This is a genomic window from Pontibacter toksunensis (genome assembly GCF_042686245.1).
GTDB lineage: Bacteria > Bacteroidota > Bacteroidia > Cytophagales > Hymenobacteraceae > Pontibacter > Pontibacter toksunensis.
This window is the reverse complement of the sequence record NZ_JBHUOX010000021.1, coordinates 55,698-82,023: the sequence shown is the minus strand read 5'-3', so window position 1 is coordinate 82,023 and position 26,326 is coordinate 55,698. Positions and strand designations below refer to the sequence as shown.

General features: G+C 48.1%; 30 protein-coding genes and 1 pseudogene. 15 read left to right on the top strand and 16 right to left on the bottom strand.

The genetic code is table 11. The features are described 5' to 3' along the window. Nucleotides 1-27: 27 nt before the first annotated feature. The 3 genes from ACFS7Z_RS21485 to ACFS7Z_RS21475 all read right to left on the bottom strand — a co-directional run bounded on the left by ACFS7Z_RS21485 (nt 28) and on the right by ACFS7Z_RS21475 (nt 4,384). Nucleotides 28-1,530, bottom strand: a complete 1,503-nt coding sequence (locus ACFS7Z_RS21485; protein WP_377489324.1) for an arabinan endo-1,5-alpha-L-arabinosidase — start codon at nt 1,528-1,530, stop codon at nt 28-30. Nucleotides 1,531-1,735: 205 nt separating this feature from the next. Continuing rightward, entirely contained in the window at nt 1,736-2,785 is a 1,050-nt protein-coding gene (locus ACFS7Z_RS21480) for a glycoside hydrolase family 43 protein (RefSeq protein ID WP_377489321.1), read from the bottom strand. A gap of 57 nt (nt 2,786-2,842) precedes the next feature. Further along, on the bottom strand, nt 2,843-4,384 hold the full coding sequence (locus ACFS7Z_RS21475) for an alpha-N-arabinofuranosidase (RefSeq protein WP_377489318.1): 1,542 nt from the start codon (nt 4,382-4,384) through the stop codon (nt 2,843-2,845). 397 nt (nt 4,385-4,781) lie between these two features. Here ACFS7Z_RS21475 and ACFS7Z_RS21470 point away from each other — a divergent pair, with 397 nt between their 5' ends. Then, on the top strand, nt 4,782-6,038 hold the full coding sequence (locus ACFS7Z_RS21470) for a pyridoxal phosphate-dependent aminotransferase (RefSeq protein ID WP_377489315.1): 1,257 nt from the start codon (nt 4,782-4,784) through the stop codon (nt 6,036-6,038). Between the two features lie 96 nt (nt 6,039-6,134). Here the strand turns inward: ACFS7Z_RS21470 and ACFS7Z_RS21465 are convergent, their stop codons facing one another. Next, complete coding sequence (locus ACFS7Z_RS21465; protein ID WP_377489312.1) at nt 6,135-6,590, bottom strand: Lrp/AsnC ligand binding domain-containing protein; 456 nt, start codon at nt 6,588-6,590, stop codon at nt 6,135-6,137. Between the two features lie 163 nt (nt 6,591-6,753). Between ACFS7Z_RS21465 and ACFS7Z_RS21460 the strand changes: the two genes are divergently transcribed. Together ACFS7Z_RS21460 and ACFS7Z_RS21455 are read left to right on the top strand one after the other, a co-directional pair. Then, the gene (locus ACFS7Z_RS21460; RefSeq protein WP_377489309.1) at nt 6,754-7,707 is read left to right on the top strand and encodes an asparagine synthetase A; all 954 of its coding nucleotides are present in this window, start codon (nt 6,754-6,756) and stop codon (nt 7,705-7,707) included. 385 nt (nt 7,708-8,092) lie between these two features. Continuing rightward, nucleotides 8,093-9,511 carry a thioredoxin-like domain-containing protein gene (locus ACFS7Z_RS21455; RefSeq protein ID WP_377489307.1) on the top strand — a complete coding sequence of 473 codons (1,419 nt, stop codon included), beginning with the start codon at nt 8,093-8,095 and terminating at the stop codon, nt 9,509-9,511. A gap of 29 nt (nt 9,512-9,540) precedes the next feature. Here ACFS7Z_RS21455 and ACFS7Z_RS21450 read toward each other — a convergent pair whose 3' ends face one another. From ACFS7Z_RS21450 to ACFS7Z_RS21435, 4 genes are all read right to left on the bottom strand, one after another. Next, nucleotides 9,541-10,176: a YczE/YyaS/YitT family protein gene (locus tag ACFS7Z_RS21450; protein WP_377489304.1), complete on the bottom strand. Its 636-nt coding sequence runs from the start codon at nt 10,174-10,176 to the stop codon at nt 9,541-9,543. A gap of 59 nt (nt 10,177-10,235) precedes the next feature. After that, nucleotides 10,236-10,592 (bottom strand): hypothetical protein, encoded by a 357-nt coding sequence (locus tag ACFS7Z_RS21445; RefSeq protein WP_377489301.1) that lies wholly within the window; start codon nt 10,590-10,592, stop codon nt 10,236-10,238. Nucleotides 10,593-10,686: 94 nt separating this feature from the next. After that, nucleotides 10,687-11,241 carry a DinB family protein gene (locus ACFS7Z_RS21440; protein ID WP_377489298.1) on the bottom strand — a complete coding sequence of 185 codons (555 nt, stop codon included), beginning with the start codon at nt 11,239-11,241 and terminating at the stop codon, nt 10,687-10,689. Nucleotides 11,242-11,382: 141 nt separating this feature from the next. Next, on the bottom strand, nt 11,383-13,212 hold the full coding sequence (locus ACFS7Z_RS21435; RefSeq protein WP_377489295.1) for a M61 family metallopeptidase: 1,830 nt from the start codon (nt 13,210-13,212) through the stop codon (nt 11,383-11,385). Between the two features lie 482 nt (nt 13,213-13,694). Here ACFS7Z_RS21435 and ACFS7Z_RS21430 point away from each other — a divergent pair. Beyond that, a pseudogene (locus tag ACFS7Z_RS21430) lies at nt 13,695-13,820 on the top strand (Mpo1-like protein); the annotation flags it as partial. Between the two features lie 144 nt (nt 13,821-13,964). Here ACFS7Z_RS21430 and ACFS7Z_RS21425 read toward each other — a convergent pair. The 3 genes from ACFS7Z_RS21425 to ACFS7Z_RS21415 all read right to left on the bottom strand — a co-directional run bounded on the left by ACFS7Z_RS21425 (nt 13,965) and on the right by ACFS7Z_RS21415 (nt 15,669). Next, entirely contained in the window at nt 13,965-14,375 is a 411-nt protein-coding gene (locus ACFS7Z_RS21425; RefSeq protein WP_377489292.1) for a hypothetical protein, read from the bottom strand. A gap of 128 nt (nt 14,376-14,503) precedes the next feature. Then, nucleotides 14,504-14,950: a septal ring lytic transglycosylase RlpA family protein gene (locus tag ACFS7Z_RS21420; RefSeq protein WP_377489289.1), complete on the bottom strand. Its 447-nt coding sequence runs from the start codon at nt 14,948-14,950 to the stop codon at nt 14,504-14,506. Between the two features lie 14 nt (nt 14,951-14,964). Continuing rightward, a complete protein-coding gene (locus ACFS7Z_RS21415) occupies nt 14,965-15,669 on the bottom strand; it encodes an alpha/beta fold hydrolase (protein WP_377489286.1) in 705 nt (234 codons plus the stop codon). 119 nt (nt 15,670-15,788) lie between these two features. Between ACFS7Z_RS21415 and ACFS7Z_RS21410 the strand changes: the two genes are divergently transcribed. Next, nucleotides 15,789-16,139: an MmcQ/YjbR family DNA-binding protein gene (locus tag ACFS7Z_RS21410; protein ID WP_377489283.1), complete on the top strand. Its 351-nt coding sequence runs from the start codon at nt 15,789-15,791 to the stop codon at nt 16,137-16,139. A 96-nt stretch (nt 16,140-16,235) separates the two neighbouring features. Here ACFS7Z_RS21410 and ACFS7Z_RS21405 read toward each other — a convergent pair whose 3' ends face one another. From ACFS7Z_RS21405 to ACFS7Z_RS21395, 3 genes are read right to left on the bottom strand one after another with little or no spacing between them, the layout of a single operon-like run. Then, complete coding sequence (locus tag ACFS7Z_RS21405) at nt 16,236-16,982, bottom strand: hypothetical protein (RefSeq protein WP_377489280.1); 747 nt, start codon at nt 16,980-16,982, stop codon at nt 16,236-16,238. Nucleotides 16,983-17,037: 55 nt separating this feature from the next. Continuing rightward, complete coding sequence (locus tag ACFS7Z_RS21400; RefSeq protein WP_377489277.1) at nt 17,038-17,343, bottom strand: hypothetical protein; 306 nt, start codon at nt 17,341-17,343, stop codon at nt 17,038-17,040. 2 nt (nt 17,344-17,345) lie between these two features. Continuing rightward, complete coding sequence (locus tag ACFS7Z_RS21395; protein ID WP_377489274.1) at nt 17,346-17,777, bottom strand: GNAT family N-acetyltransferase; 432 nt, start codon at nt 17,775-17,777, stop codon at nt 17,346-17,348. Between the two features lie 245 nt (nt 17,778-18,022). On the opposite strand from ACFS7Z_RS21395, the gene ACFS7Z_RS21390 reads away from it, so the two are divergent. The 3 genes from ACFS7Z_RS21390 (at nt 18,023) to ACFS7Z_RS21380 (ending at nt 19,180) form a co-directional block, all read left to right on the top strand. Further along, the gene (locus ACFS7Z_RS21390; RefSeq protein ID WP_377489271.1) at nt 18,023-18,250 is read left to right on the top strand and encodes a hypothetical protein; all 228 of its coding nucleotides are present in this window, start codon (nt 18,023-18,025) and stop codon (nt 18,248-18,250) included. 279 nt (nt 18,251-18,529) lie between these two features. Continuing rightward, on the top strand, nt 18,530-18,709 hold the full coding sequence (locus ACFS7Z_RS21385) for a hypothetical protein (protein ID WP_377489268.1): 180 nt from the start codon (nt 18,530-18,532) through the stop codon (nt 18,707-18,709). A 210-nt stretch (nt 18,710-18,919) separates the two neighbouring features. After that, nucleotides 18,920-19,180 (top strand): hypothetical protein, encoded by a 261-nt coding sequence (locus tag ACFS7Z_RS21380; protein WP_377489265.1) that lies wholly within the window; start codon nt 18,920-18,922, stop codon nt 19,178-19,180. 68 nt (nt 19,181-19,248) lie between these two features. Here the strand turns inward: ACFS7Z_RS21380 and ACFS7Z_RS21375 are convergent, their stop codons facing one another. Further along, a complete protein-coding gene (locus ACFS7Z_RS21375) occupies nt 19,249-19,635 on the bottom strand; it encodes an Hsp20/alpha crystallin family protein (protein WP_377489262.1) in 387 nt (128 codons plus the stop codon). 334 nt (nt 19,636-19,969) lie between these two features. Here ACFS7Z_RS21375 and ACFS7Z_RS21370 point away from each other — a divergent pair, with 334 nt between their 5' ends. The 7 genes from ACFS7Z_RS21370 to ACFS7Z_RS21340 all read left to right on the top strand — a co-directional run bounded on the left by ACFS7Z_RS21370 (nt 19,970) and on the right by ACFS7Z_RS21340 (nt 25,264). After that, nucleotides 19,970-20,593, top strand: coding sequence for an OmpA family protein (locus tag ACFS7Z_RS21370; protein WP_377489259.1), 624 nt, complete (start codon nt 19,970-19,972; stop codon nt 20,591-20,593). 333 nt (nt 20,594-20,926) lie between these two features. Then, nucleotides 20,927-21,520 carry an OmpA family protein gene (locus ACFS7Z_RS21365; RefSeq protein WP_377489256.1) on the top strand — a complete coding sequence of 198 codons (594 nt, stop codon included), beginning with the start codon at nt 20,927-20,929 and terminating at the stop codon, nt 21,518-21,520. 191 nt (nt 21,521-21,711) lie between these two features. Beyond that, a complete protein-coding gene (locus ACFS7Z_RS21360; RefSeq protein ID WP_377489253.1) occupies nt 21,712-22,146 on the top strand; it encodes a hypothetical protein in 435 nt (144 codons plus the stop codon). Between the two features lie 309 nt (nt 22,147-22,455). Further along, complete coding sequence (locus ACFS7Z_RS21355; RefSeq protein WP_377489250.1) at nt 22,456-23,163, top strand: hypothetical protein; 708 nt, start codon at nt 22,456-22,458, stop codon at nt 23,161-23,163. A gap of 255 nt (nt 23,164-23,418) precedes the next feature. Beyond that, nucleotides 23,419-23,820 (top strand): Dabb family protein, encoded by a 402-nt coding sequence (locus ACFS7Z_RS21350; protein ID WP_377489247.1) that lies wholly within the window; start codon nt 23,419-23,421, stop codon nt 23,818-23,820. Nucleotides 23,821-24,135: 315 nt separating this feature from the next. Next, nucleotides 24,136-24,546, top strand: coding sequence for a hypothetical protein (locus ACFS7Z_RS21345; RefSeq protein WP_377489244.1), 411 nt, complete (start codon nt 24,136-24,138; stop codon nt 24,544-24,546). 103 nt (nt 24,547-24,649) lie between these two features. Next, nucleotides 24,650-25,264: a transposase gene (locus ACFS7Z_RS21340; RefSeq protein WP_377489241.1), complete on the top strand. Its 615-nt coding sequence runs from the start codon at nt 24,650-24,652 to the stop codon at nt 25,262-25,264. Between the two features lie 186 nt (nt 25,265-25,450). On the opposite strand, the gene ACFS7Z_RS21335 is transcribed toward ACFS7Z_RS21340, so the two are convergent. Beyond that, nucleotides 25,451-26,278 (bottom strand): hypothetical protein, encoded by an 828-nt coding sequence (locus tag ACFS7Z_RS21335; RefSeq protein ID WP_377489238.1) that lies wholly within the window; start codon nt 26,276-26,278, stop codon nt 25,451-25,453. Nucleotides 26,279-26,326 lie beyond the last annotated feature (48 nt).

The window sequence follows — 26,326 nt, the reverse complement described above, 5'->3', positions numbered from 1 at the left end:
AAAGCTTTATACTTACTCCTGCTACTTCTAAAGCTTCTTTCCCCACACGGCAATACCTTGGTCGTTAAGCCCTGTAAAGAGCAGCGTGCCAGCCTTCTTGTTTTCCCAGTCTCTCCCGCGCTCCACATATACTCTTTCAGTGCGGCCATTGCTCCATTTCAGCTCCAGCCAGGGTGATTTATATGCCCAGGTGCTGGCAGCATCGTTGCTTAGTGTGCCGTCTGCATTCAGCTTCAGGCTGGTTGCCACCTGAAAGTTTGGTGACAATTGTTCATTGGCATACCCGGGCACAATGCGGTAGTCTAACACTATCCGCTCCCAATCACCTGCCAGTTCATCGGCAGTAACAGGAGTCTGCGCTACACCTGCATAACGCTGCGGAGACACGACAGGCCAACCACTTTCTGTCCAATGAATTTTCCGTACGTGCAGCACCATAAAGTACTTGTTCTCGCCGGGCCTGCCCTGGTGTGCCATAAAATACTGGCCATCGGCTCCCTTGAATACGGCAGGATGTGAGGTGCCCTGCCAGCCACTGTGCCCGAGAAACTGGTAAGGCGCCAGAATCATCGGCAGGTTATCTTCGGGCTCATTTAAGTCCTTCCCATTGAAATCATAGAATGGACCTTCCGGAGAATCACTGCGGCCTACGCGCACGTTGTATTTCGTTTCCAGCCAGTCGTAGGAGATAAAGAGAAAGTATTTGTCCAGCTCTTGGTTGTATATAACCTCAGGCCCTTCTATGTTTCCGTTAATGCTGTTCCCGGTGAAGCCTCTCTGGGCTATTCTCCGGCCTTTGTCGCCGGGAGTGGCCGCTAAACCAGTGGCAGGATTCAGCTTCAGCACATAAATACCATCCCAGGCCGAACCGTAGTAAAACCAATGGTCACCGACTTTGTCTACTACTACAGTAGGGTCTATGGCATTCGTTTGTATGCTGCTGTTGTTAAGGGAAGTAACCACCAGGCCCTTCTCCACCCAGGGGCCTTCCGGACTGGAGGACGTGGCCAAGCCAATGACACTTAAACGGGGTGTGGGTTCAGGTGAGGACAAAGAGTAGTAGAGCCTGTATTCATTACCGGCTTTCATGATGTAAGGTGCCCATATGGAGTTGAAAGGTTGCCCACCGCGCTGCGTGATATACTCTTTTCCTTTCTGAGGTAGCCCGTCGAAAGCCAGCCCCACAAACTGCCAGTTCACCAGGTCCTTCGACTTCCGGACCTGTATGCCTGCTGGTACTCCGCCTCCGAACGCAACGTCTGTGCTATAGCTGTAGTAGTGTTCTCCTACCTTTATGATGGAAGGGTCATGCGTGTTGTAAGGCCCCCACCTGTGCCGGAACTCATAGGGGGCAATGTTGGCATAAGTATCGTTTAGCTGATCAATGTCAAAATCGGGCACATTTGTTACTGGAGGAGTTGTATCTGGACCTGGTTTAGGAGCATCCTTTTCCTTTGAGCAGGAAAGCATGCCCATGCTCAATAACAAAGCAGCCACTACCGCTACAAAACCTCTCCGCTCTTTGTTCATGCTTAAGCCTTTGTTTCTCAACCAGTTTTTACCTCTTTTGATTCAACAGTAACTGCCTCTACTTTAATTAATGTATTTTTTACATTTATTAAAAGCAGTAAAAAAAACAGGCAAACTATTATATGGCTTGCCTGATTTTAAGTTGCTATATATACCGGTTTTAGAAAGTTTTGTTTATAAATCAGAGCACGATTTCTTGAAAAAATTATTTCTTCTTCTTTTTAGCTGCTGGCTTTGCTTCCTCTTTCGCCGGCTGTACCCCCTCTGTCGTCATCACAATGCGCTTTATCGTTCCGTCCGGGTTATAGAAGAGTTCATCAATGGCTACAGAACGACGGAAACTACCGCCATGTGGCTGAATACCACCTGTGTGATAGATGTAATAGTTCTTGCCTTTGAAGTCAATGATGGCCTGGTGATTGGTATTGGAGTTACCTGCCAGTTCATTGAGAATACCTTTGTACTCCCACGGCCCTTCAATACTCTTGCTCATAGCATAAGCGGTTTTTTCAGGGAACTGGTAGGCATAGGAAAGGTAATAGTTGCCTTTATACTTGTGCACATAAGGTGCTTCGGTGAAATGAGGCAGGTTGTCGATGGTTTTGATCGGGCCATCCAGCTCCACCATATTATCCTTCAGCTTCGCATAATAGGCTTTGGTATTCCCCCAGAACAAGTAGGCGTGGCCGTCATCATCTATAAAGACAGTGGGGTCAATATCATCCCAGTCGATGGTGGTCCCGGTAGTCATGTCGTTGGTAATAAGCGCGGACCCTCTGGCATCTTTGAACGGGCCTAACGGGCTATCGGCAACAGCAACACCTATTGCCTTTCCAGGCTTGGTATCGTCGTGGGTAACGGTTACATACCAATAGAACTTGCCGTTCTTTTCTATCACCTCTGCAGCCCAGGCATCGCCTTTTGCCCATTTAAAGTCAGAGGGCTTCAACGGCACCGGGTGCTCTGTCCAGGTTACCATGTCCGGTGACGAAAACACCAGCCATTCATTCATTTTATAGAAGTGGAAGTCGTTTGGCGCCTCATCGTGTCCGGCATATAGGTAGACTTTCCCGTCGTGCACAAGCGCTGCCGGGTCGGCTGTATACTTATGCGTGATAACAGGATTTCCCTTGGCCCGGAAAGTGGTATCCGCAGGAGGGAAAGGCGAACCTGCCGAGGCCGGGGCAGCAGTAAGTACTGCCGCCGCCACAGCCAGCGCACTGGTGAATCGGATTATCTTCTGAGAGAATCTCATCTTTAAAAATCTTAAATGTATTTATCAAATCTCAAACGGCTATGGAGGCCTGCATTATTACTTTAGCTCCAGCACTACAACAGAGAACGGCGGCAGCTTCACCATCAGGTTATTTCCTTTCAGCTTGGCACCTTTAAAGCTCTCTGGCTTGATGGCGTTCGGCTTATCAAAGGAGTTATAATCCTGCAGTTTTTTAGACGTCAGCACACGGCCCGTTACATTCTTGTACTTTGCACCCTCAATGTTGATGGAAATATCCTGGGCTTGCTTGGCATCGATGTTCGTCAGTGAAATGTGAGTAGCTCCATTCTTATCTCTGGAGGCTGAACCGGAAACGGCTGGCAGCTTCTCGTTACCCACTACATAGCTTTCGCTTCTGATGGTGAGCGGTAGCCAGGTAGCATCCTGGTGCACGTTGTACATCTCCATCACGTGGAAAGTTGGCGTCAGGATCATCTTCTCTTCGTCTGTCAGGATAACAGCCTGCAGCACGTTAATAGATTGTGCTAGGTTCGCCATCTTTACGCGGTTGCTGTAGTTGTTGAAGATGTTCAGGGTAGTACCGGCAATCATGGCGTCGCGCATGGTGTTCTGCTGATACAGGAAGCCTGGATTTGTGCCCGGCTCTACCTCGTACCAACCACCCCACTCATCCACCACAAGTGCTACCTTGTTCTCCGGGTCATACTTATCCATAATAGCAGTATGCTTCTGTATCAGTTCTTCCATAAACAGGGCACGCTTCATGGTAGTAAAGTACTGCTGCTCATTAAATGTAGTAGAAGGCCCTTTTGCGCTCCAGTCAATCACAGAATAATGGTGCAGCGCCACCCCTTCGATCAGGTTCTTCGGGATGTTTTTCATCAGCACCTCTGTCCAGTTGTAATCCTCTGAATTCGCACCGGAAGCAATCCGAAAGAGTCCGCCGGAGTTATTCCAGTCAGCCAGGAAGGTTGCATATTTGCGGTACTCGTTGGCATAGTACTCCGGCGCCATGTTACCGCCGCAACCCCAGGCCTCGTTTCCGATACCCCAATACTTCACGTTCCATGGCTTTTCACGGCCGTTCTCGCGGCGCAGGTCCGACATAGGGCTCTTACCGGCAAAGTTTACGTACTGCACCCAGTCAGCCAGTTCCTGCACGGTACCGGTTGCCATGTTACCTGCTAGGTAAGGCTCTGTACCTAGCAACTCGCACATGTTCAGAAAGTCGTGTGTACCAAAGCTGTTATCCTCGGTTACACCGCCCCACCAGGCATTTACAATAGTAGGCCGCTGATCTTTCGGGCCGATGCCGTGCTTCCAATGATAGGTATCAGCAAAGCAACCTCCCGGCCAGCGGAGGTTAGGGATTTTGAGTCGCTTCAGCGCTTCCACCACATCGTTCCGCACACCGTTGGTGTTCGGTATCTTGGTATTTCCCTCTCCCACGTAAAAGCCCCCGTAGATGGACCGGCCCAAATGTTCTGCAAAGTGCCCGTAAATATGGCGGCTGATGACTCTGTCCGGCTTCGCCGGCACATTAAGGTCGCCAGTGTTCTGCGCAAAGGCAGAGAGGCTGCAGCAAAGAACCAGGCAAACTGCTAGTAATTTTTTCATGTTGGTGTAAATGTTATGAAGGTTCATCATAAGAGGAAACGGCAATTTTACTCGACTGTTTTTTAAATGTTAATTTTACATTTATAAATATAGAACACAATTCACCTAAAAAGCAAGCACATCTTTTAATTACAGATGCCATTAACAGTAAACACTGCTCTTAAAGGTTGTCAGCCTTCCATATTTCATGTTGTATAACAAGGCGGCAGGAAATGATAAACTGCTGACACACCAAACTTATTGTATCTCTTGTAAAAGAAGAGAAAAGAGTTTTGGGTAAAAATGTCAGACATGGTTTAGCATCAGGAATGCGGAGTCTGAAACCCTCTTTAGCTAATAGCTCCTATCCACTTTTAAGAAGAAGCCGTAACTTGTATAAAAACCTAACATACACACCATGACCGTTTCTAAAATGGCACAAAATCTTATCGGCTCTGAGATCATCAGGGTGGCCGGTGAGGTAAACGCAATGATTGCCAAAGGCGAGCCGATATGTAACCTGACCATTGGCGACTTCAACCCTGCTATATTTCCTATTCCGGAGCAGCTGCGGGATGGTATAACCAAAGCCTATGAGCAGGGGCATACCAATTACCCCCCTGCCAACGGAGTGGCGGTACTTCGTAAGGCCGTGTCCGCTTTTACGCAGGAGAAGCTGGGCCTTTCTTACCCTGAAAACGACATTTTAGTGGCAGGTGGTTCGCGCCCGCTGATTTATGCTACTTACCTGGCCATTGTTGATCCGGGTGACAAAGTCATTTTCCCGACGCCTTCCTGGAACAACAACCACTATTGTCATTTATCTGGTGCTACGCCTGTGATGATAGAGACCCGCCCGGAGAACAATTTTATGCCAACAGCCGCTGATGTAAAGCCTCATCTGAAGGGAGCTACTATGTTGGCACTGTGCTCGCCGCTAAACCCCACGGGTACGATGTTCACGCAAAAGGACCTGGAGGAAATCTGTGATTTAGTGCTGGAGGAGAACCGAAGCCGCAGCGAAGGAGAGAAACCGCTTTACATCCTGTACGACCAGATTTACTGGATGCTCACCTTCGGCGCAGCTAGGCACTTCGACCCGGTTAGCCTGCGTCCTGAGCTTCGCGACTACGTGATTTATATAGACGGAATCTCAAAGAGCTTTGCTGCTACCGGTGTGCGTGTAGGGTATGCCTTCGGCCCTGCAGCGGTGATGGATAAGATGAAGTCTATCCTGGGCCACGTGGGTGCTTGGGCACCAAAAGCTGAGCAAATGGCAACAGCAGGCTTTCTGCAGCAGCCACAGGAGGTAGAAAGCTTTTTAAATAAGTTTAAGCCAAAAGTGCAGGAAAGCCTGGATGTACTCTATAACGGTTTCCAGGATTTAAAGGCAGCTGGTTTTGCCGTGGATGCCATTGAGCCGATGGGTGCTATTTATCTTTCCGTAAAGATTGACATTGCAGGCAAAACCACACCTGATGGTAAGGTGCTGGGATCGAGCCAGGACATTACGTTTTACGTGCTGCACGAGGCAAAGCTGGCAATAGTACCTTTCTCTGCCTTTGGCTCTAACCGCGGCCTGAACTGGTTCCGGTTATCAGTAGGCGGTGCTTCTCTGGAAGATATCAAAGCATCTTTAGAAAGGCTGCAGGAGGCTTTGCAGAAGCTGAAATAAGTACGGCTATTTCCTACTCTTGCTAACGAAATATCCATCATACGGAAAGCCGCTGCGGTATACATGCAGCGGCTTTTTCATAGTATAGTTTGGAGCCTATAACAAAATTTGTCGGCTAATGCTTTCGTCCAGCGAGATAAGGGTTTCTGTACGTTGCACCCCTTGTACGGCCTGCAGTTTTTCGTTCAGCACTTCGCGCAGGTGCTTGGTGTCGCGGCAGATAAGTTTAGCGAACATACTGTAGGTACCTGTGGTGTAGTGTAGCTCCACCACCTCCGGTATGTTCTTAAGCTGCTCCACAGCGTCCTTGTACTCGGAGCCTTTCTCAAGGAAAACTCCAATAAAGGCACAGATATCAAAACCTACCGCCGATGGGTTGACTAACAGTTGTGCTCCTTTTACCACGCCCATCTCGTTCAACTTCTTCATCCTCACGTGGATTGTACCACCCGAAACGCCTAGCTCTTTGGCGATATCAGTATAAGCACGAGTCACATCCTGCATCAGCAGTCTCAAAATCTGCTTATCCAGATTATCGATTTCATAATTCATAAGCTCCTATACTTGCTGTTTTTAACAATGTTTCAAATATAACATCTATTTCATATAAATATATCAATTGTAAAAAATATATTTATCGGATTTATAAATAAGCACAACAGTAATTATATTTGTTATGTATAAAATTGTAAGATATTAACAAATCAGCAAAATAATGGACCAACAAACAACAGGAATAACAACAGCACTGGATGCTACCCTGCGCCACCTGGGCCGTAGTGTTCTGCCAAAAGTTTTGCAGGTGCAGCAGGGTATCATTCGCGCTACGCACGAGTTTATGTACAAAAAAGGCCTGACACAGCTCATGCCGCTCATGCTCTCTCCTATTACTGATCCGCTGAACCATGGCGTGGTGGATGCCACCATTCAGTATGCAGGGCAGCACTGGAGCCTGACGAAGTCTATGATTTTTCATAAACAGCTGGCCTTGCTGAACACCGACCTGAACAGCCTTTATATTATATCACCAAATGTGCGCCTCGAGTTTGCTGACCGCGCAGACACAGGCCGTCACCTGTTCGAATTCACGCAGATAGACTTCGAGTTCAAGGGGAAAGACCGCTTTTATGTAATGGAGTTTATGGAGGAGCTGGTAAACTTTGTTTTTGCCCGCCTGAATGCAGAAATACCGGAGGTGCTGCTGGACCTGCGCGGAGAGCTGCTGCCCCAGTATGAGCAGTGGCCCGTATACCGCACCGAAAAGCTGGAGGCTGCCCTGGGGCCGGATTATGAGCACCTAAAATCGAAAGAGGCCACCTCTCCTTTCTGGTTACTTAACCACCGCCGCGAATTTTACGACAAAGAAGACCCAAAGAAGCCAGGCACCTACCTGAACTATGATATGGTATGGCCGGAAGGGTATGGCGAAGGGCTATCCGGGGCGGAGCGCGAGAATGAGTACAACCAGATTCGGAAGCGCATGGGGGAAGTTGGCACGGATGAGAATATCTTCCGGCACTATTTAGAGGTTGCGAAAGAAGGTGGATTACCAAAAACTGCTGGCGGAGGCTTCGGTGTAGAGCGCATGACCCGCTTTATCTGCCGCCTGAAAGATGTAGACCAGGTAACTGTTTTCTCACGCAAACCCTTTACACCCGCTATTTTTTAGCTTTTAGAGCTGAGTTCCAAAGCGGTCCCAGCGGGACGTCCTGTAGATAGAAAGCAATCATTAGATTTATGCTAGCTCCGGAGGAGCGGCCTGTAAACCAATCAAACAGGCCGCTCCTCCGGAGCTAGACTGTTTATGGACCATCCTGCTATCAACAGGACGTCCCGCTGAGACTGAAAGCGCGGTAAGCAAAAACTTGCTTTACATTGATGGCAGAAGCTGAACTGCTGTACATAAACCCTGTTAATACTTTTTACATTGCCGGTCGTGTATTTGTTAAAGGCCCACCGCAAAAGACAGGTCTTATTTGTGGGTTGGCTCTTAGCGTAAACCGCAGCACAGCCACTTCCCGTAAAGAGCAAGTACAGCAAATGAAAACCCACTTATGTTAACCGGACGTGTAAACGCACCTGAAATACAAACGGAATATGGCTGGCTTAACACCAGCCGCGACTGGTCCATCAAAGACTTCAGAGGCAAAATCGTGCTCCTGGATTTCTGGACCTTCGGCTGTATTAACTGCCAGCATATTGTGCCGGACCTGAGACGGCTGGAGGAGGAGTATGCTGATGTGCTGGTGGTGGTGGGGGTGCACTCTGCCAAGTTCGATGCGGAGAAGCAGAACGAAACCATTCAACAAGCCATCCAGAAGTTTGGCATAGAGCACCCTGTTGTCAACGATGCTAATTATAGGCTGTGGAATGAATATGGTATCCGGGCCTGGCCTACCACTGTGCTCATAGACCCGAATGGGAAAGTAATCGGGCAGCATGCCGGGGAAGGCGTGTACCAGACGGTGCAGCCGTATATCCAGCAGTTGAAGGAGGAGTTTGGAGACAGGCTGAACCGGGAGCCGACCGACTTCCAGGCAGCGCAGCCAAAGAATAAGACGGTGCTCTCGTTCCCTTCCAAGCTTATCAGCGACAGCGAAGGCAACATCTACCTCTCAGACAGCGGCCACCATCGCATCCTGAAGCTGAACCAGGAAGGCCAGGTGCTGGAGGTTATTGGCAGTGGCAGGCAAGGTTTCGACAATGGCAGCTATACGGATGCTTCTTTTTATGAGCCGCATGGCATGGCGCTGCACAGCCAGCTCCTGTTTGTGGCTGACGCTAAGAACAATGCCATCCGGAAAGTAGATTTAGCGCAGCGGCACATCAGCACTGCCGCTGGCACAGGCGAACTGGACTACTACTTTATGGAGGACAAGGTGGACGTGCCGGTTAACCCGAACAGTCCCTGGGACCTGCTACTGCTGGAGAACAACCTATACATCGCCAATGCGGGTAATCACCAGATCCTGCGCATGGATTTGAGCACTGAGAAAGTATACCGCTTTGCCGGCAACGGACATGAAGCCCTTGCAGATGGATTTCTGCTTGATGCCGCCTTCAACCAACCCAGCGGGCTCGCCAACAATGGCCCTGTGCTGTATATAGCTGATGCGGAGGCCAGTGCTATAAGGACTGTGAACACAAACACCGGTAGGGTGCTCACGCCGCTGGGAAAAGGCCTCTTTGATTTTGGAGATGTGGATGGCCACGTAGACGAAGCGCTGCTACAGCATTGTGTCGGGTTAGAGATCATCGACAACAATGTGTACATCGCCGATACTTACAATGGAAAAATAAAAATGCTGGACATGACCACCATGCGCGTCCGTACCATAGCAGACGGCCTAAGTGAACCTAATGATGTTATCTTTCTGAACGGACAACTGTGGGTAACCAGCACCAACAGCCATCAGCTGTTTAAAATAGACATACATTCAGGAGAGAAAGAGGAAGTTGTAGTCCAACTTTAGTAAGGCTACCTTATATTTAACGTAGCCCTCTATGCCTTTACTTCCTCTGCCTGCTCAGTTGTGAGGGAGATACGCAGCTGCTGGAAGAACCTGAGCGTGACCTGGAAAATAGGGCTGATGATGAAGGTATAGAAGAATGTAGCCACAAACACAGGACCACCTAAAAGCCAGCCAATGCCAAGCACCATGCATTCGACCACTATCCGCGCACGGCTCACGGAGAGCTTTGTCCTTTCAGCGATAGAGAGCATAAACCCGTCTCTGGGACCTGCCCCTACGCCTCCTGCCACATAAAGCCCCGCTCCTATACCTACAATAACAATCGAGCAGGCAAGCTGCAGGTAATCCCAGGGGGTATGAGAGGCAGCCGGCAGGATACCTACCCACAGGAAGAAGTCCATGATAGGACCGATGAGCAGCGCGTTCAGGAAAGTGCCGATGTTAATGTACTTCTTGTTCATGAACCACGACACCACCACCACCATCAGGCCTACTATAACACTCCAGGTACCAATGGTGAAGCCAAACTTCTGGAACAGCGCCACGTTCAGCACCTCCCAGGGATGCAGGCCCAGGTACTTTACTTTTACAGCAATGGCATTGCCAAAGCCAAACAAAATCAATCCTAAAAAGAAGAAAGTATACTGTATAATCCGGTCGCGCATTCTAAATCAGCTATCTGCCCCAGCTTTATGAAAGATAAAAGCGTCGCAAGAAAGCACATTTATACGGGAACAGCGTTAGAAGAGGATGAAGGGGAGTAGCTAAATTGGTAAAAGCTGGAAGGAAGGTTGATTCCTCTGCTAACTTCCATATCATCTGTTAAGTGCACTAAAAGCTTGTTTGCTTTATTAGCCTTGTCTAAACTGCCGTAGTGGCTGTTCGTCCAGCGACTCATGAATAGCCTTTTCCATAGCTTCTTACGTGCGCTCCACTCCCGCGGGGGCGCGTTTTCCCGTTCAGCGCTGTGCAAATAAAGCTGCCATCGCTCCGCTGTAGGCTGCCTCACTGCGTTCGGCACCGCATTATTTACAAATAAAGGGCCCCTACCCCCGTCGCCTTCCAGGAAAACTGGAATCACTTTTCCTTCGAGCCGCTAGATGACAGCTTTTAAGACGGGGAAACAAGGTTTACAAGCCACTACAGCCACATGGACTTATTCTCTTACAAGTACTCTACGCGGCTGCCTGTTTTGCGAGTTGGGCTTTTACGCGAAGGGCCTGTTGTACGTGGCGTTCCTCGTGCAGCACCACGAATTCCAGCGCCTCCCCGATGCGCAGCTTCAGCAGCCTGAAGAATTCTACGGGCACAGCTTTCTTATGCAGGTCTGCCTTGCCGGCACGCTGCAGCAGGTGCAGCAGTTCCGTCTGGTGTTGCAGGAACTCTTCTATTGTGCCACGCCCCAGGTTGCTATTATTGGGGTTCATGTGCTTCACCGTCTTATGCTTCTTCATGTTCTGCGGGCGCACCATCTCCAGCGATTTTTTGCCGAGCCAGCTGTAGCTGATACGCTGCATAGAAGCACCAGCAGTGTTAGATTCAATGGCTTTGGCGAGAGCAGGATTGTAGTAACGGCTGTAGCGGTTCAGGTGCTCCAGGCACTCCAGTATGCTCCAGCTGCCGGGGGCGGCTTTAAAGTTGAGCGCACTGAGGTCCAGCGGAGCAAACTCGGTACTAACTGTTTGAGACAGGCTGCGCGCAGTCTGGGCTAAGCTCTCTAAAGTGTTCATAGCGGTCATCATTTTATGTTGATGAGCAAAGTTAGAATATACGCTGCCTCGGTTCCTTGATTTAAATCAAGATTTAGCGTATAACCAACGGGAGCAGCTTCTAAAAAGGCTGCTCCCGTTGGTTATACGCTCCTAAACCGACTACAGATCCTGCGATGGCTTTAGCAGCAGGCGCTCGCGCAGTTGCTGTTGGGCTGGAAGGGCATCAGGATTGTCTTCTACTACAAACTGCAGCTCCACAGGCTCCTCAGCCGGTGTAAAAGTTTTCTTGTATAGCTCGTTCTGCCGCAGGTATGCCAGCTCCACAGTGTCTTTGCGCTCTACCTCGATCAGCGGCTTTAGCAGCTGGTAAATGTTTTCCTCTGTTAAAGGCTCCCCGTTAACCGCATATAGAATGTCATACTTCTCCAGGCCAAACTTATTATTCATCGGCTCAGCTATCCAAAAGAACTTTTTGTCTTTCTCAAAGCCCAGCCTGAACTCCCCAAAGGTTAGCTTTGTGCCCAGCTTCTTGTCGGCATAGTTCCATCCGATTTTGTTGTAGTACTCCTTGTAAGGCAGCGGCTTATTGCCGATGACATAGTCATCAAAGAACTGACGGATCTCCGGATAGGTATTAGCTACAATCACATCAATGAGCTCATCATCCTTAAAGGGCTTATTCGGGCCATACTGCTTCGACAGGTTCAGCATCAGTTCCCGCAGCCCCATCTGACCGTTACTCAGTTCCTTCAGCCGGATATCGAGCAGGAAGCCTATGAGGGCTCCTTTCTGGTACACGTTGCTGTACATTTCCTGGTATTCCGGCTCAATAATGCGGCGGCTCATTTCTGTAAAAGACACATCTTTGTACTCACTGCCACGGCGCATCTTATCCATCATCTCCATCTGAAAGGCCTCGTAGGTTTTAAGCCCTTCCTGCAGTTGCACCAGATGCGAGAAATACTCTGTTACGCCCTCATAGAGCCACAGGTGCTGCGACAGCTTCGGGTCTTTGAAATCAAAGTACTCTATTTCCTCGCTGTGCACATTGAGTGGTGTCAGGATGTGCAGGAATTCATGAGAGGCTACGTCCAGTACCATACTGCGCAGCTCGTCGCCGGTTTGCTCCGGCAGGAAGTACATAGAGCTATAAGAATGCTCCAGGGCACCATAGCCGCCATACTTGGTGACTGCAGACTGCCCCATCTTCGGAAAGTACATAATGAACTGGTAGTGGTCCACGGGCATGCCCCCGAAAAAGTTAGTGAGCGCCGTAGCCAGCGGTTTGATCATTTCGCTGATGCTGTCTGCCTTCACCATGCCCGTTTCGGAGTGCACCGCTACTGAAACTGTGGTATTGCCGGTGCGGAAACTGGCAGTATCAGGACGGCTGTACATAATAGGGGCATCGGCCAGGCGCACAAAGTCTGATGCCTGCACCACGTCCTGCTCCGGCGCTTTTTTTGTGACCGGCAGAGAGGTGGCAGCAAATAAATGAGCCGGCTTCTGCACATTCACCGTGTACGGGAGCATCTTGTATCCTTCCAGGTAGCCGTAGAAACCGAAGTGGTTGATTACAAAGTTGCTATTGGCTTCAATGTTGGTGCCGCCCGGCTGGAAAATGTAGTTATCTTCTTTCTCCACATCCCAGGTATCATCTACAAAGTACTCGAGGCGGGCTAGCTTTTTTGCTTTCTCTATCACGAAGAGGTTCTTACCCTGCTGCGTAGTCTTGAGCTTCTTTCCTTTTGCATCGAAAGCCCTGAACTTACTGATGAACCGGCCATAATCCTTCTGGGAATAAGACCCTGGAATAACGCTTGGTATGATGTAGGTGATTTTGTTCTCTTTCACCTCAGGTGTGTTCACCACTACCTTTACTTTGTCGTTCGTGACGTTCTTAAGGTCTAGGGAGATGTCATACGCCTGTTGCGCCATCACCACAGACGACAGCAGAAACAAAGAGCTTAGGAGGATTACACGTTTCATGTGCACGTTCTTTTGTTGTATAAGGGCAGGGAATCGGTTTTCCCGGCTGATATAGGATAAGTAAAGATAGAAAGAAAATTAACTTATCCTCGTGCTTCAGACCCCGTGGATGCTATAAGAAAGGCAGTAACAGCGCGTGCTTAGGAGGGAGGATTTGGGCCACAGTTACCTATAGAAAGGTTCTCCGCTAAAGTGCCGGAAAAAGGAAAGGCCGAAGGGGCAAACCTCCGGCCGAACACACCTTAAACAAACAACTAAGCTATAGTGAATCACTTCAGAAGCTTCGCTGCAATAAGAACCGACGGAGTCTGCAATTGTTTGGCCTGCAAAGAGATATTTTTTACTGCCTTGCCCGGACAGAGAAGGCTGTTTGGGTACCACAGGAGGAGGAGCAGAAAAAGAAAAAACGAGATTGCCCGATAACCCGAAGCACTATAATTTTTCAGAGAGTACTACGGTTAAACTTGTAGGAGCACCAGCACCCGACGAGCCTCGTGCTGCACTTTACCGGCACCTGTTTGTTGTTAGTTGTTGCTGTGGTGGCTATTGCTTCAGGTAAGTTTCTGTGGTTACTATTGGTGTCTGGTATCGGCTATGGCTTTGCGTGAGTCAGTTTGTTAAGCGCAATAAACCAGTCACGTTCGAGCTATTCGCTCTATGGCTTAGCCTCGCACTTTATGCTTTTCTTAGCTGTTTTGAGAGGCAGGTAAGGTGAAAGTGTAGGAACAAAAACCCCGGAGGAAAAAGAAGAATTACATGATGGTGGAAAGTAGGGTAGCTACCAGCGCTTTCACGGTAAGCATGACAGCATTTGAGCTTGGGGCAGCCTCTGAACTGTCTTCTTCTGAAGAAAAAGCATTTTTGAAGTAGCCTATCGGGCTTTCCAGCACTTCAGCATCCAGCACCGATTTATCGCGGGGCTTCGTGGTTACTTTCTGCTTGCCCTTGGCAGGGTCATTGGCAGCAGCAGCCTGGCCATTCGTTTGCTGCGCGTTGGCAGTAACAGTAGTGCCTCCGTTGGATCCCATGCCTTCGGCAGAAGCAGTGGAAGCCCCACCGTTACTGCCTGTGTTTGCCTGGGCAGCTGGCACAACTACCATGCACAGCAGCACGAGGGCTGCTATAGGTAAATATTTGCTCAGTTTTTGCCACAGATTATTCATCCTCAAAAGTATATACAATATTTATAACAAACAATAATTCAGTAGGATAATTTAGAGAATATTATTTTTGCTATAGTAAGCGCATACTATTGATTCACAGCACAATAAATGTAGCTACAGTTGTTGTATTATTTGCCGCTGGCAGGCTTGATAACCTTTACTTCTACCGGCACTACCCCTGCTTTTATAAAATCGAGCCGCCGCGCTGCCTTTTCAGATAAATCAACGATGCGACCTTTTACAAAGGGCCCCCAGTCTGTGATTTCTACCTTCACGCTTTTGTTTGTCCGAACATTGGTCACCTTTACTTTGGTTCCGAGGGGCAGGGTGCAGTGTGCAGCTGTCATCTTGCCCCGGCGGTATGGCTGGCCGTTAGCCATGTCGCGACCCTGGAACTTGCGGGCATAATAAGAAGCCTTGCCCTCTTCGGTATAGCCGCGCTCCCCAAAAGCCGGAACAGAACTGGCACAGGACGATAGGCAAGCGGCCACACAACCAGCGGCTATCGCGCGTTTTGACCAGGTAAGAACAGCAGTATGTAAGGGTGTGGTAAGGTGCAGTAAAGGGTGTAGCATATATAATCTGGTGTTTAGTTTGAAACGACTGGCTGATGTATGAATTGTTTGATTTCCTGGGCTAACTTATCCACAGCAACAGTCTCCAGGGGGTGCCGCGTTGCGGGCAGCACCTGCAGCCGGGCATTGGGCAGCTGCCGGTAAGCCCAAAGCGTTTCCTCTACGCTCACCATGTTGTCCAGGTCACCGACAGCTATCTGCACCGGCACCTGAATTTGCTGTAGCACCTCGGCAGTCAGCACCGGCTCCTCCCCTAGTTGCAGCATCATGGCGGCAGTTTTGTGCACTACCTGCTTCCAGTCCTGTGGGTGGTGCCGCGTAGCCAGCGTCGTGGCAAAAGCGGGCACCTTTTCTTCTATCTTTTCCGGGTTCAGCAGCTTTGTTTCTATTGCAGCTGTTTCCGGTGACCAGGCAAACTTGGTAGCAAGCGTAAAAATGCTCTTCACGCATTTTGGGTGCTGCTGTGCCAGGGAAAGTGCCGCATAGCCGCCCATGCTGTAGCCAAAGATGTGGGTACAGCTGATGCCTTTTTCCTCCAGTAACAGAAGAGTATCCTGCACAAACAACTGTATGCTGAAAGGCTCCTGCGGGAGCGCCTTGCCTCCATGGCCAGTAAAATCCAGCACATGAACCCGGTACTGGTCTCCCAGGGCACTTGCAAGAGGCGCTAAAGTGGAAGCGGCACCAAGGGCACCGTGCAGCAACAGTAAATTTTCCATAGGTATAGAACAGCCGGTTCCGGCTAAACCCAAAGTTAAACTTTTACAGGCTCAAAACTATAAAACCCTTAAATTGCCTGGTGCATAAAAACTCCCCATCAGGTAAGACAGTGCGCACTATGACAATAGAAGAACTACAGGCAATTTGCCAGGAGCTGCCTGGCGTAACAGAAGACATTAAATGGGAGCATGACTTATGCTTTTCTGTAGGCGGCAAGATGTTCCTGGTAGTAGGGCTGAGCCAGTTACCGACCACAGCCTCGTTCAAGGTTACACCCGAGGAGTTTGCTAATTTAACCAGTCGCGCTGACTTTGTTCCGGCACGCTACCTGGCAAGGCATCATTGGGTGTTAGTGGAGGATATTCACCGCCTGCCTGCACAGGAATGGGCGCTGCATGCCGGGCAGTCATATGCACTAGTGGTGGCCAGGCTGCCTAAAAAGGTACAGCAGGCCCTGCGGCTGGCGTGAAACGGATACAGGAACAGCAATTTTCTAAAACCCGAAAAGCCGGAGTTCCTTTACAGGCATCTCCGGCTTTTCGGGTTTTAGAAGGCGTTCTTTATTTTACTGCTGCTTCAGCTGGTAGTTGTACACTTCCATTGCCTGTGTGAGCTTGTCTTTCTGGAAGAGGTTGATGACAAACTGAGCACCCAGCACACCGGCTCCCGCATACATCAGCGGGGAAACACTCACACTGCCCCCGTTGTTCAGGTCCTGCGAGTTGTTGAAGGAGGAGATAGCCCCGGCTGCAAGAAGACCTCCACCCAGAATGCTAATGCCTGTGTTGATTAGCTTGTCTTTCTTGTGTCTGCGGAGCAGTGCCATACTGGATGGGTTGTCGGCTAGTATCTGCTCCAGGTTCTCGTAGTTGACCAGGTATAGCGGCCCGTTGTCCTTAGAGAAGAAGTAAATGCGCCTGCGGCTGCTGCGCGGGCCTCCGTAACCGTAGCTGTATGGCGAATAGCCATAGTTATAGGTGGTACGGGTAGTGTAAAACCTGTCGATACGCGGGCCATCGAGAATGCGCTTGGCAAAATCGTCGTAGCTGTTACCGGCCTCCACACGGGCAAAGAAACCTTCATCGTTCTGAAAAACGCTTACCATGCTGGGGTTGTACTTCAGCGAGTCGTCCACCAGGAAGTGGCTGGACTTGAAGATGGGTGATTTGTACTGTATTCTATTTCCATATACAATGTCTCCACTTTGGAGCTGTATAAAGTGTCTGCCCGGGCGGTTGTTCCCTGTCTGAGCGAAGCTGGTGAAGCCCGCCAAAAGGCAGATTATCAGAGTTAAGAAGCTATGTTTCATCATTTTGTATAACACAGAATATTCAAAAATATTGTACTGTTTTAATGGCAATTCTATTCTAAAAGAGCACAATCAGCATCGCAACCATGCCCAGTAGTGCCAGGTACACCCAAAGCATTAATTGCTTACGGTGCTTGCTAGGCACCAAATTGCTTATCAGCATCACCATAAACAAAAGGCACAGTAGGTATAAGAGTATAAACGTGACTGCTTTCACCCAGTTGGGCACAATTGTATTTTCAGGCTGGTATTGGTTGCTGAGCCCCATACCTGACAAAAGCCATTGCAGCCCGAAGAAAACAACTACCTCGAACACAAGAAAGTAAAACAACCAAAGTACCCAGCTGTGTCTGCCAGCGCTCATGTTTACAGGCTTTTGAAAAAGTGGAAACTCTTCACGTGAAACCCCTCCCGGAAGTAGAACCGGTGAGCGGCACTGTTTGTAACGTAAGCATCCAGCATTAAGGTATCGCAGTGGTGGCGCTTTGCCTCCTCCAGCATCCAGTCTGAAAGGAGCTTGCCTACTCCTGCGGAACGGTGTGCCGTATCCACTACAAAATTATCTGCCTCCAGGTACTTGCCGCTGTACAGTTTGGCGTTTATCCAAAACCCGGAAAGGCCCACGCAGTTATTGCTTTCGTCAAAAGCACCCACCATGCGGTAGCCGTTTTCCAGCATCTGGTGCAGCAGTTCCTCGTAGCGAGGCAGATTCATGTGCGGGTTTAGCTGCAGGATAAGATAATGCTGCGCCAGCATATCGGGCAGATCCTCTATCTCGCGTACACTGTAAGTTGCCATATCGTACCTGTGGGAAAAATGAAAAGCATGAAAAGATGCACTGGTGCTGTGGTGAGGCAGCGGCTCTTTGCCTGCTTGTATAGATGTTAACAAATATAAGGCTCAGAAGTCAATAAGCAGCTTTCTGTCTTACAAATACGCTGCCTGCATTGCACAAAAAGAGAGGCAGTTCAGCTGAAACTTTGCCATAGAATGTAACAAAAAAGGGGGTAGATATCGTTATAATACCAGAAGGCCGTAGGGACATGAAGTTAAGAAGCAACATAGGATTAGATAATTATAAAATATATAGCGAGGGAGAGGCTAGAAAGATATTTAGTGTAGGCTATGAAAACCTCACTACGTTTATCTATTACCAGGATGGCAAGAACATCTATAAACTGGTTGTAGCTAAAGATGATAACCCTCCTATTGTTATAGAAAAAGACATCACAAGGGCACAAGCCTTTCGTCTGATGAATACCCGTCCATAAACTGGATGGGTTTTTATGTTTCGGCTGCTTTCATTCGCTTAATCTGCCCAGGCTCATTCTCTCAGCTTTTCCTTTACGCGCACTAATCTCCCTCCTCCTTTATTTTGCCACGAGCCTTACGCGCACCTGTGGCTTTACTTTATGAAATACTAACCGCCGCCTTATAGGTAGGGGAGTTACCTGGCCGAAGTTCCCACTTATACCTATAGGACCTATTTAGAAGCTGCAGCGAAAGACTTGTTCCTTCAGCCTTTTCAGGGCTATGGCGTATACCTAAGCATGAAAATCCAGAACCGCTATTTTAGAATTGCACTTGTTGGGTTGTTTCTAAACATTGTCCTGCAGGTCGTGCTCTTCTTTGCCGTAGATCCATATTTCGCGTCCATCGTGTCTCCTCTCTATTCTATCTGGTTTATTTTGTTTATAGTAGGATGGCGCAAAGAAAGTCCGCGCCGCTAAACCAGAAACATTGCCCTCCCACAAACAAACATTACCAATCAGACTAGGTTTATACTACTACAGCTTTAGGTGATTCTCCTCCTGCACCCTGACCGGACAACGCTACACCTGATTATGAAGTTTACACCAGAGGTAAAGATGCTTTGATGCAGTGGCACTATTTATGAGTTAAATTTGCTTAAGTAGTACATCCCATGTAATATAGTGCCTATGTCAGAAAAGAATTTGATGGCTGATGAAAGCCAGGTGCAGCATATGTTCCTGCAGGTGGAAAGCAGCGATGCCGTGTGCATGTTAAATATAGCCGGCCATCCGTACCGCCTCCGGGAGCTAGTTTTTATGATGATAGAAAATGGCTGCCGTGTAGTACAGACCTCTGCCGAAGCTTACAAGACATTTGTGTTTGATAAAGAGACAGTAGAAGTGTACGATTACCTGTCGTCCATCATTAAGGCGAAGTTCGTACCCTAGTTCCCTTCCTCTTTGAAAGAAGAAAGGCTGCCTGTTACGGCAGCCTTTCTTCTTTTATTTCTTATTGCTTAAAGCTGTTTGATTTCAATTTCTCTTGGTTGCCCTGTGCTTTCATAGAAAGGCAGCTTCACCTTCAGCTGACCATCCTGATACACCGCCTCTACACGGCCTAAATCAACCTGTGGCGGCAGCATATATACCCGGTTAAACAAAGGGGCAGCCATTTCCGGGTTCTCTTTGCTTTGCAACACCGAAAAAACAGTAAGCTGGTTGTTGTGCAGTACCACCTTGAATGCTTCGGGATCTACACCGGCTGCATACACGTTTATAACAGCCCCTTTTTTGTATTTCTTTATATCAACATAAGTCTCGCTAACGCCACCTCCCAATGTATTCAGCAGGTCGATTTGCTGCGCTATATTCTTCAGTAGTTGTTTATCTTTTATCAATTTCATGTCTTTCTCCTCTTTCGTATTCGAGTGGAATAATGCAAATGCGGTGCCAAACATTACCCGGATGCAGAGGGCAACCTTGTTTTTACATGATATGCCAAAATGGCCTCTATACATACTCAAAGGCATTATATGTTAGCCAAAATGTCATAATATCTATATTAAGGATAGGGATATAGTTCAATAAGGGCACAGCAGCAGGAATACACCTATACTCCAGAAGAAACACCTCTTTACCCAGAAAGGCACAGTAGCTGTAACAGGATGTTACCGCACAGGTATTGAACGCAGGCATGATACGCCCGTACAACTTGATAGAACCAAACATTATACAACTATGAAAATTAATTTAACAGCCGTTTTAGTATTAGCCGCCGGATTGATGGTGGGGTGTAACGAAACCAACAAAGAAGTAGACAGTGCCGGTGACGTGCGGGCGCTCGCAGACGAGGACACAGCCGTGATGTATGACGAGAATAACCTGATGGCAGGGTCCGTGCTCGAGGCAGATGAAGAGGAATTCAAAAGCGTAAACTTTGATGCCCCTGAGATAGAGGAAGCCGAGCTTAAGAACGCTGGTGTTGGCGTGCGCGGCGAAAACAACTACCGCATCTACTCATTTGAGGAAGACGTTATGTTTGCAACAGACAAAGCGGAAATACAGCCAAGTGGGGAAGAAAAGCTCCAGGCTTTTGTAGATTATATTAACAAACGTGGCACAGAAGCCACTATCAGGGTGTACGGCTTTACAGATGCCCGCGCCAGTGCAGCGTATAACGAAGAACTGGGCCGCGAGCGCGCCACGGCCGTACAAAACTGGATCCTGAACAACAGCCAACTGGACAAGAACCGCATGAAAGTTGTTTCAATTGGGGAGGAGCTGCCTGAAGCAACAAATGCAACGCCGGAAGGCCGCCAGCAAAACCGCCGCGTAGAGATTGTGGTGGTAGAAAAAAGCTAGGGCGAACTACACATAAAGCTGGTGCTTCGCCTTAGGCGAAGCACCAGCTTAGAGTAAAGCAGGGCGCAGAGGCACAGCAGTGTCTCTGCGCCCTGCTTCTTAGTTGATGCATTTGCCTGGCGGACACCAGGAGCAGTGTCAAGGTTAAAGCTACAGGAGCAGGTATGCATATACTGCCATGGCCTCTTCTGCGCTATTCAATTTCGCAACAGCATTACTACTACTGCAGCAGCTATCTCGAAATACATCTACTGTAATAAGTACAAAATTGAGATGAATAACCTCACTACAAAAGGCCTCGTACATTTAAGTACATACATACAATATAAAACTATGAATTTAAGAATAACGACACTACTGTTGGCAGCAGGCCTGATGGCGAGCTGCAGTGAAACGAACAAGGAAATTAACGATGCCAGTGATGTGCGTGAACTCGCCTCTGAAGACACAGCCGTCATGTTCCAGGACATAGACGAAGAGTTTTGGGGTAATGTGGACTTTGAGTCTCCTGCCATTGAGGATGCCGAGATGACAGAACAGGGCATCGAAGTAAGGGGGAACACCAACGGATACAACATTTACGCCATGGACGAACGCATTTTGTTTGACCTGGACAAAGCAGAACTAAGAGAGGGTGCCGATGAGAAGCTTCGCAGCATCGCCGAGTCAATTAACGAAGTAAGCGACCAGGGCCCTATCCGTATTTTCGGTTTCACGGACTCCATTGCAAGTGAAGCTTACAATGAACAGTTAGCGGCTCAGCGGGCAAACACCGTAAAAGACTGGCTACAGAATAACACTGACATTGATGCTTCCCGCCTCTCCATACAGGCAGTGGGCGAAGGCCGGCCAAGAGCAACAAACGAGACAGCCCGCGGACGCCAGCTGAACCGGCGCGTGGCAGTAGTTGTGGCAACAAAACGTTAGAGACATCACTATTATGAAGCATTTTAACAAGAACTATCTTAACAAGAAGAACAGGGAGGCTATTATGGCTTCCCTGTTCTTCTTAGCCAGTTTGCAGCAAGGCTTGTACTATTATCTGGAATTGTTGAGCTGAAGATAGTATTTGCTACCTTGCTGCATATTTTATTCCGCACCGTGCGCTGTATTTAACTATGGAACAAATTTACTTCAAGAACAACTTTGTAAACATCTACTTCGATAAGGACCTTTACTTAGGCAAGGCGGTTTGGAAAGGCGATCTGATAGGGGCTGAATACAAGGAAGCTGTTCTGTTGTGCCTGGACCTCATAGACAGACATGGGCTGATTGGCTGGCTTGGTGATAACCGGAAGATGAAATCGATACGCCCGGATGACCTAGACTGGAGCGTGAGGGTATTCTTACCAAAGCTACTGGAGAGTTCTCTACAGCGGCTCGCCAACCTTCCCTCTGAAGATGAACTGAATCGGGAAGCCGTAGAAACCATCTACAGTAAAAGCAACATAACTGACCAGGAATTAACCGTCCGCGATTTTAAGGCAACCAAGGAGGCAGAGGCATGGTTGCGGGAACTGTATGAAACGCAAAAACTCAGGGGCTATAAATAGCGTCTCCGGCTATTAACTATTCATCCCGTTCTCCCAGGCCCAATCCTTCTATGCCTCCATATACCTGGATTTTTTATTACTGCGTTAGCTGTAATTAGTGAATACGCAGGGCATTACCCGCTGCTCTTGCACGCATTTGTACTATAGCCTTCGCCCTCAGTTGAGATTCTTGCTTTTAGCGGCAATACTACCAACGGCAGAAGACAGCAGAAACGGCAGCATATCACTCCCGATAACTACGGTAACTTACTCTTTTTTAATGCCGTACACAACTTTATAGTATTTTTTAACAAAGCACCCTCTGACAAAATGAAAACAAGTAGCACAATTTTTCTTTTGAGCTTATTGGCTTTGTTTAACTTTGGTTGCAATGATGACGATGGCTTTGTGACACCAGGCGATTCTTTCTCTTATGATTTTGAGCAAAGCGCAGAAGGATGGGAAGGCGGCATGGCTGATTTCCCGAAAGATTGGGACCAAAGCCGGCTGGAGTTTGAATTTGCCCATGCTAACCTTCCTGCCGAAGTAGAAGAAGATGGGATGGCCCTGAAACTGTCTGGCCGTAACCTAAGCGATGACCTGTTCTTATTTATAAAGAAAAAGATTACCGGGCTTGAACCGAATCATACTTATCGTGCTACATTCGATATCGAGCTCGCTTCCAGGTATCCGGAACAGTCAGTGGGAATAGGCGGCAGCCCTGGTGCAAGTGTTTACCTGAAGGCAGGCGGAAGCACCAAGGAGCCGATGCCGGTGGAAGAAGAAGGTGACATCAGAATGAATATTGACAAGGGCAACCAATCGCAGGGCGGAGAAAACATGGTGGTGCTGGGCAACATTGGCATACCGGGTAACACATTCGAGTACCGGCTGATTCAACGCAACAACATCGGAACCCCAATCCAGATAACCACAGACAGCAACGGCAGCTTGTGGCTCATTGTCGGCACCGACTCCGGCTTTGAAGGTACCACCACACTCTACTATAATACAATAGAGGTAACGCTTACCCATTAATCAGCAGAAGACCAGGTAGGGAAAATAACCTGGATTGTTAGCGGTAGCTTACAGCATCCGCTAAAAGAGGAGTGTGCGTTGCGAGCTATTCTCCCACACACTCAATAGATTTCAGAAACAGCATGCAGAAGATGGGTTTCCCGGTTGCTGGTGTTTACATCAGCAAAAAACTACCGTCTTATTTTGTACATCTAACTATTTATTTCTATACTGGAATGTAGTTTTACCTTAATAGGACTCACAGCAAATAAAAGCATGAAGAAATTACTAAGTTCAGGTTTAGCAGTGCTGGTATTCGCTTCTGTACTATTTCTTTCAGGATGTCAAAATTCAGAAACAGAGCAAATGAAGCACATTGTTGTTTTTAAGTACAAGCCCTCTGCCACTCCTGCGCAGATTGAGCAGGTGACGCAGGCCTTTGGCGAATTGCAGGATAAAATTCCAGGTATAGTTGCCTTTGAACACGGCGTGAACGACAGCCCGGAAGGTAAAAATCTTGGCTTCACCCATGTATACCAGATGACGTTTGAAGATGCCGCCGCCCGTGACACTTATCTGCCTCACCCGGAGCACAAGAAATTCGGTGAACTGCTGGGCCAGCTGAACATCCTGGAAGATGCCTTTGTGGTAGACTATGTTCCTGCTCAGCCTGAGTAGAAACGGTTCTTTTGCCTTTGATAGTTTATACTGGCCTCTGGTGCAGACGCTCGCAGGAGCTTCGCACACTGCGAGGTCTTTTTGAGTAACTGTTCCAGTGAGCTTGTAGAGTATAAATCAGAAGATAACAACATGATGCCAGCCGGAGGTACTGCCGCCGCTGCTGTTACGGTATATCCAGTAAAAGCACGCCAGCACAAAACTTGGTGTGCTTTTGCTGTTTTTTTCCTACTAAATTATTTGTTCTCTCCTATTGGCCCTCTTGCGCTCAAGAACTAAATTTGTGATTCATCAAAGGGTTCTGCGTCTTTACCTATGCCGATTACTTACTTCCAGAATTATGTGGTTACGATCATGTATGATGAAGAGCTGCAATTGGGAACAGCTGTCTGGGAAGGCTTCCTGAGTAGTTCTGAATTCAGAGAGGCTATTACTACCTGTATTACCATGATAGAGCAATACAAACCGCTGAGGTGGCTGGGCGATAACCGCAAGATGCGGGTTATCCGGCAAGCAGACCAGGAGTGGTTTGTCGCAAACATCTTACCCCGGCTTCAGCACTCTGCTTTGCGCCGCAATGCGGTTCTTGTATCGGAAGACTTCTTCAACAAATCAGCAGTAGAGCAAATCTACAAGCGGGCAGAGGGCCAGAGCGACCTGGTGACAAAAGACTTTGACAATAAGGCACTGGCATTGACCTGGCTAAAGCAGTCTTTTGAAGAGTAGGCATCAGATATTAGCTCAGGCCATTGGCTCCAGACGCTCGCAGGAGCTGCGCACGCTGCGAGGTCTTTTTAGCAACTGTTCCTGCAGGTGCGTATAGGGGTAGATGCAGAAGACAATCTCGCTGGAACCGGGAAAGTACTACCACCTCTACACCAGGGGCAACAACAAAGAAACGCTGTTCAGGCACCCGGACAATTATGCTTATTTTCTGCAGCCCTACCGGAAGTATATAGCGCCTTGCGCTGACACATTTGCGTATTGCCTGCTGCCTAACCACGTGCACTTCCTGGTTCGGATAAAGGAGGAGGAAGCGCTGAGGCCACTCAGTATATCAGAGGACACAAAGAAGTTGATAAGTGTGCAGCGACAATTGGCGCACCTGCTCAATGCTTACGCTAAAACAATAAATAGTAGATACGACCGCGTCGGGCGGCTGTTCCAGCACCGATTCGGCAGAAGAGAAGTGACTTCGGAGGCTTATTTCACCAGGCTTATCTACTATATTCATTTCAACCCGCAACACCACGGCCTAATAAACGACTTCAGCGACTGGCCCTACTCCTCTTACCACAGCATCCTTTCAAATAGTAAAACAGCTCTGCAGCGGGAACATGTGCTGGAGTGGTTCGGAGGAAGAGACTGCTATAAAGCTTTCCACGAAGAGAACGCCGCCGACTTCACCCCCATCTCCCCTCTCATTGGAGAAGACGACCTATAGCCTCAAAGAACTCGCAGCGTGCGCAGCTCCTGCGAGCGTCTGGAGCGAGAGCCGTTACAGTTGGCTCAGACACTCGCAGGACCTTCGGACACTGCGAGGTCTTGCCACTGCTATTGGTTACGGGCTTTATAAGTTAGCCTAACAGCTAGGGTCAAATTTCCAACAACAGCGAATATCTCTCTTATTTTAAATGCCCAATAATTTCTGTACTACTGGTTCAAGAACTATCCCTGCTATGAAAATCAGCAGTGACCATGCAGCAAATAGCCACACATTATTTTTCACGATTTCTACAATACCTATCGGTGTTAAACCATATACCTGATACATCTTTAAACCTACATTCAGTTGGTTCTTTTCTTCAAGTGCCAATATCCGGTCAATCACTTCGACTTTGCGCATAGTAGACATATGTAACTCTAGATACTGCTTGTTATCAAATGCAATTGCCTCGTCTTTACCTGTTAGTGCATCTCGGCTTGTTATTTGGTTTCTATCAGCTAAATTCAGTAGTTGACCTTTAGGTTTGTGAGCCTCGAACTTGTAAGTATAAATAAGCCCTAGTAGGTCTGGCAAATCATACTTGAACTGATCTTCTATATCTATAGGTTTACCTTTTAAGATTTTGTATCTATTGGCGATAGCTTCAAACCCATAGCTAGCATTCCTCATGTTCCAATGTACCCACTTATACGTCTTATGCTTTTTTACGAAGTCATAAAATTCTTTTAACATTTCCTTTTCTAATGCATCATAATCATCGTCAGTAAGAGTTGTTAAATCTTTGTCTTGTATTTGTGCTTGTAGGTGTATTGAAAATGCCTTAGCGTTATTGTTGCCTCTGGTCTTAACGCATATACTTGTTATTCGAGGTGTCCTGCCTTTAGTATTGAAGAATGACTCACAAGAATAATGTACTATTACTGTTTTATCCTGACTCTCTTTCAGTTCAGCAATCTTCTTTCTTCCAACATTAAGGTCATTGAGCCTTTCGGAATGGAAAAATCCCATCATTTACTATATAACAGTTATAAGAAAGGGAGACCATTTATAGTCTCCCTC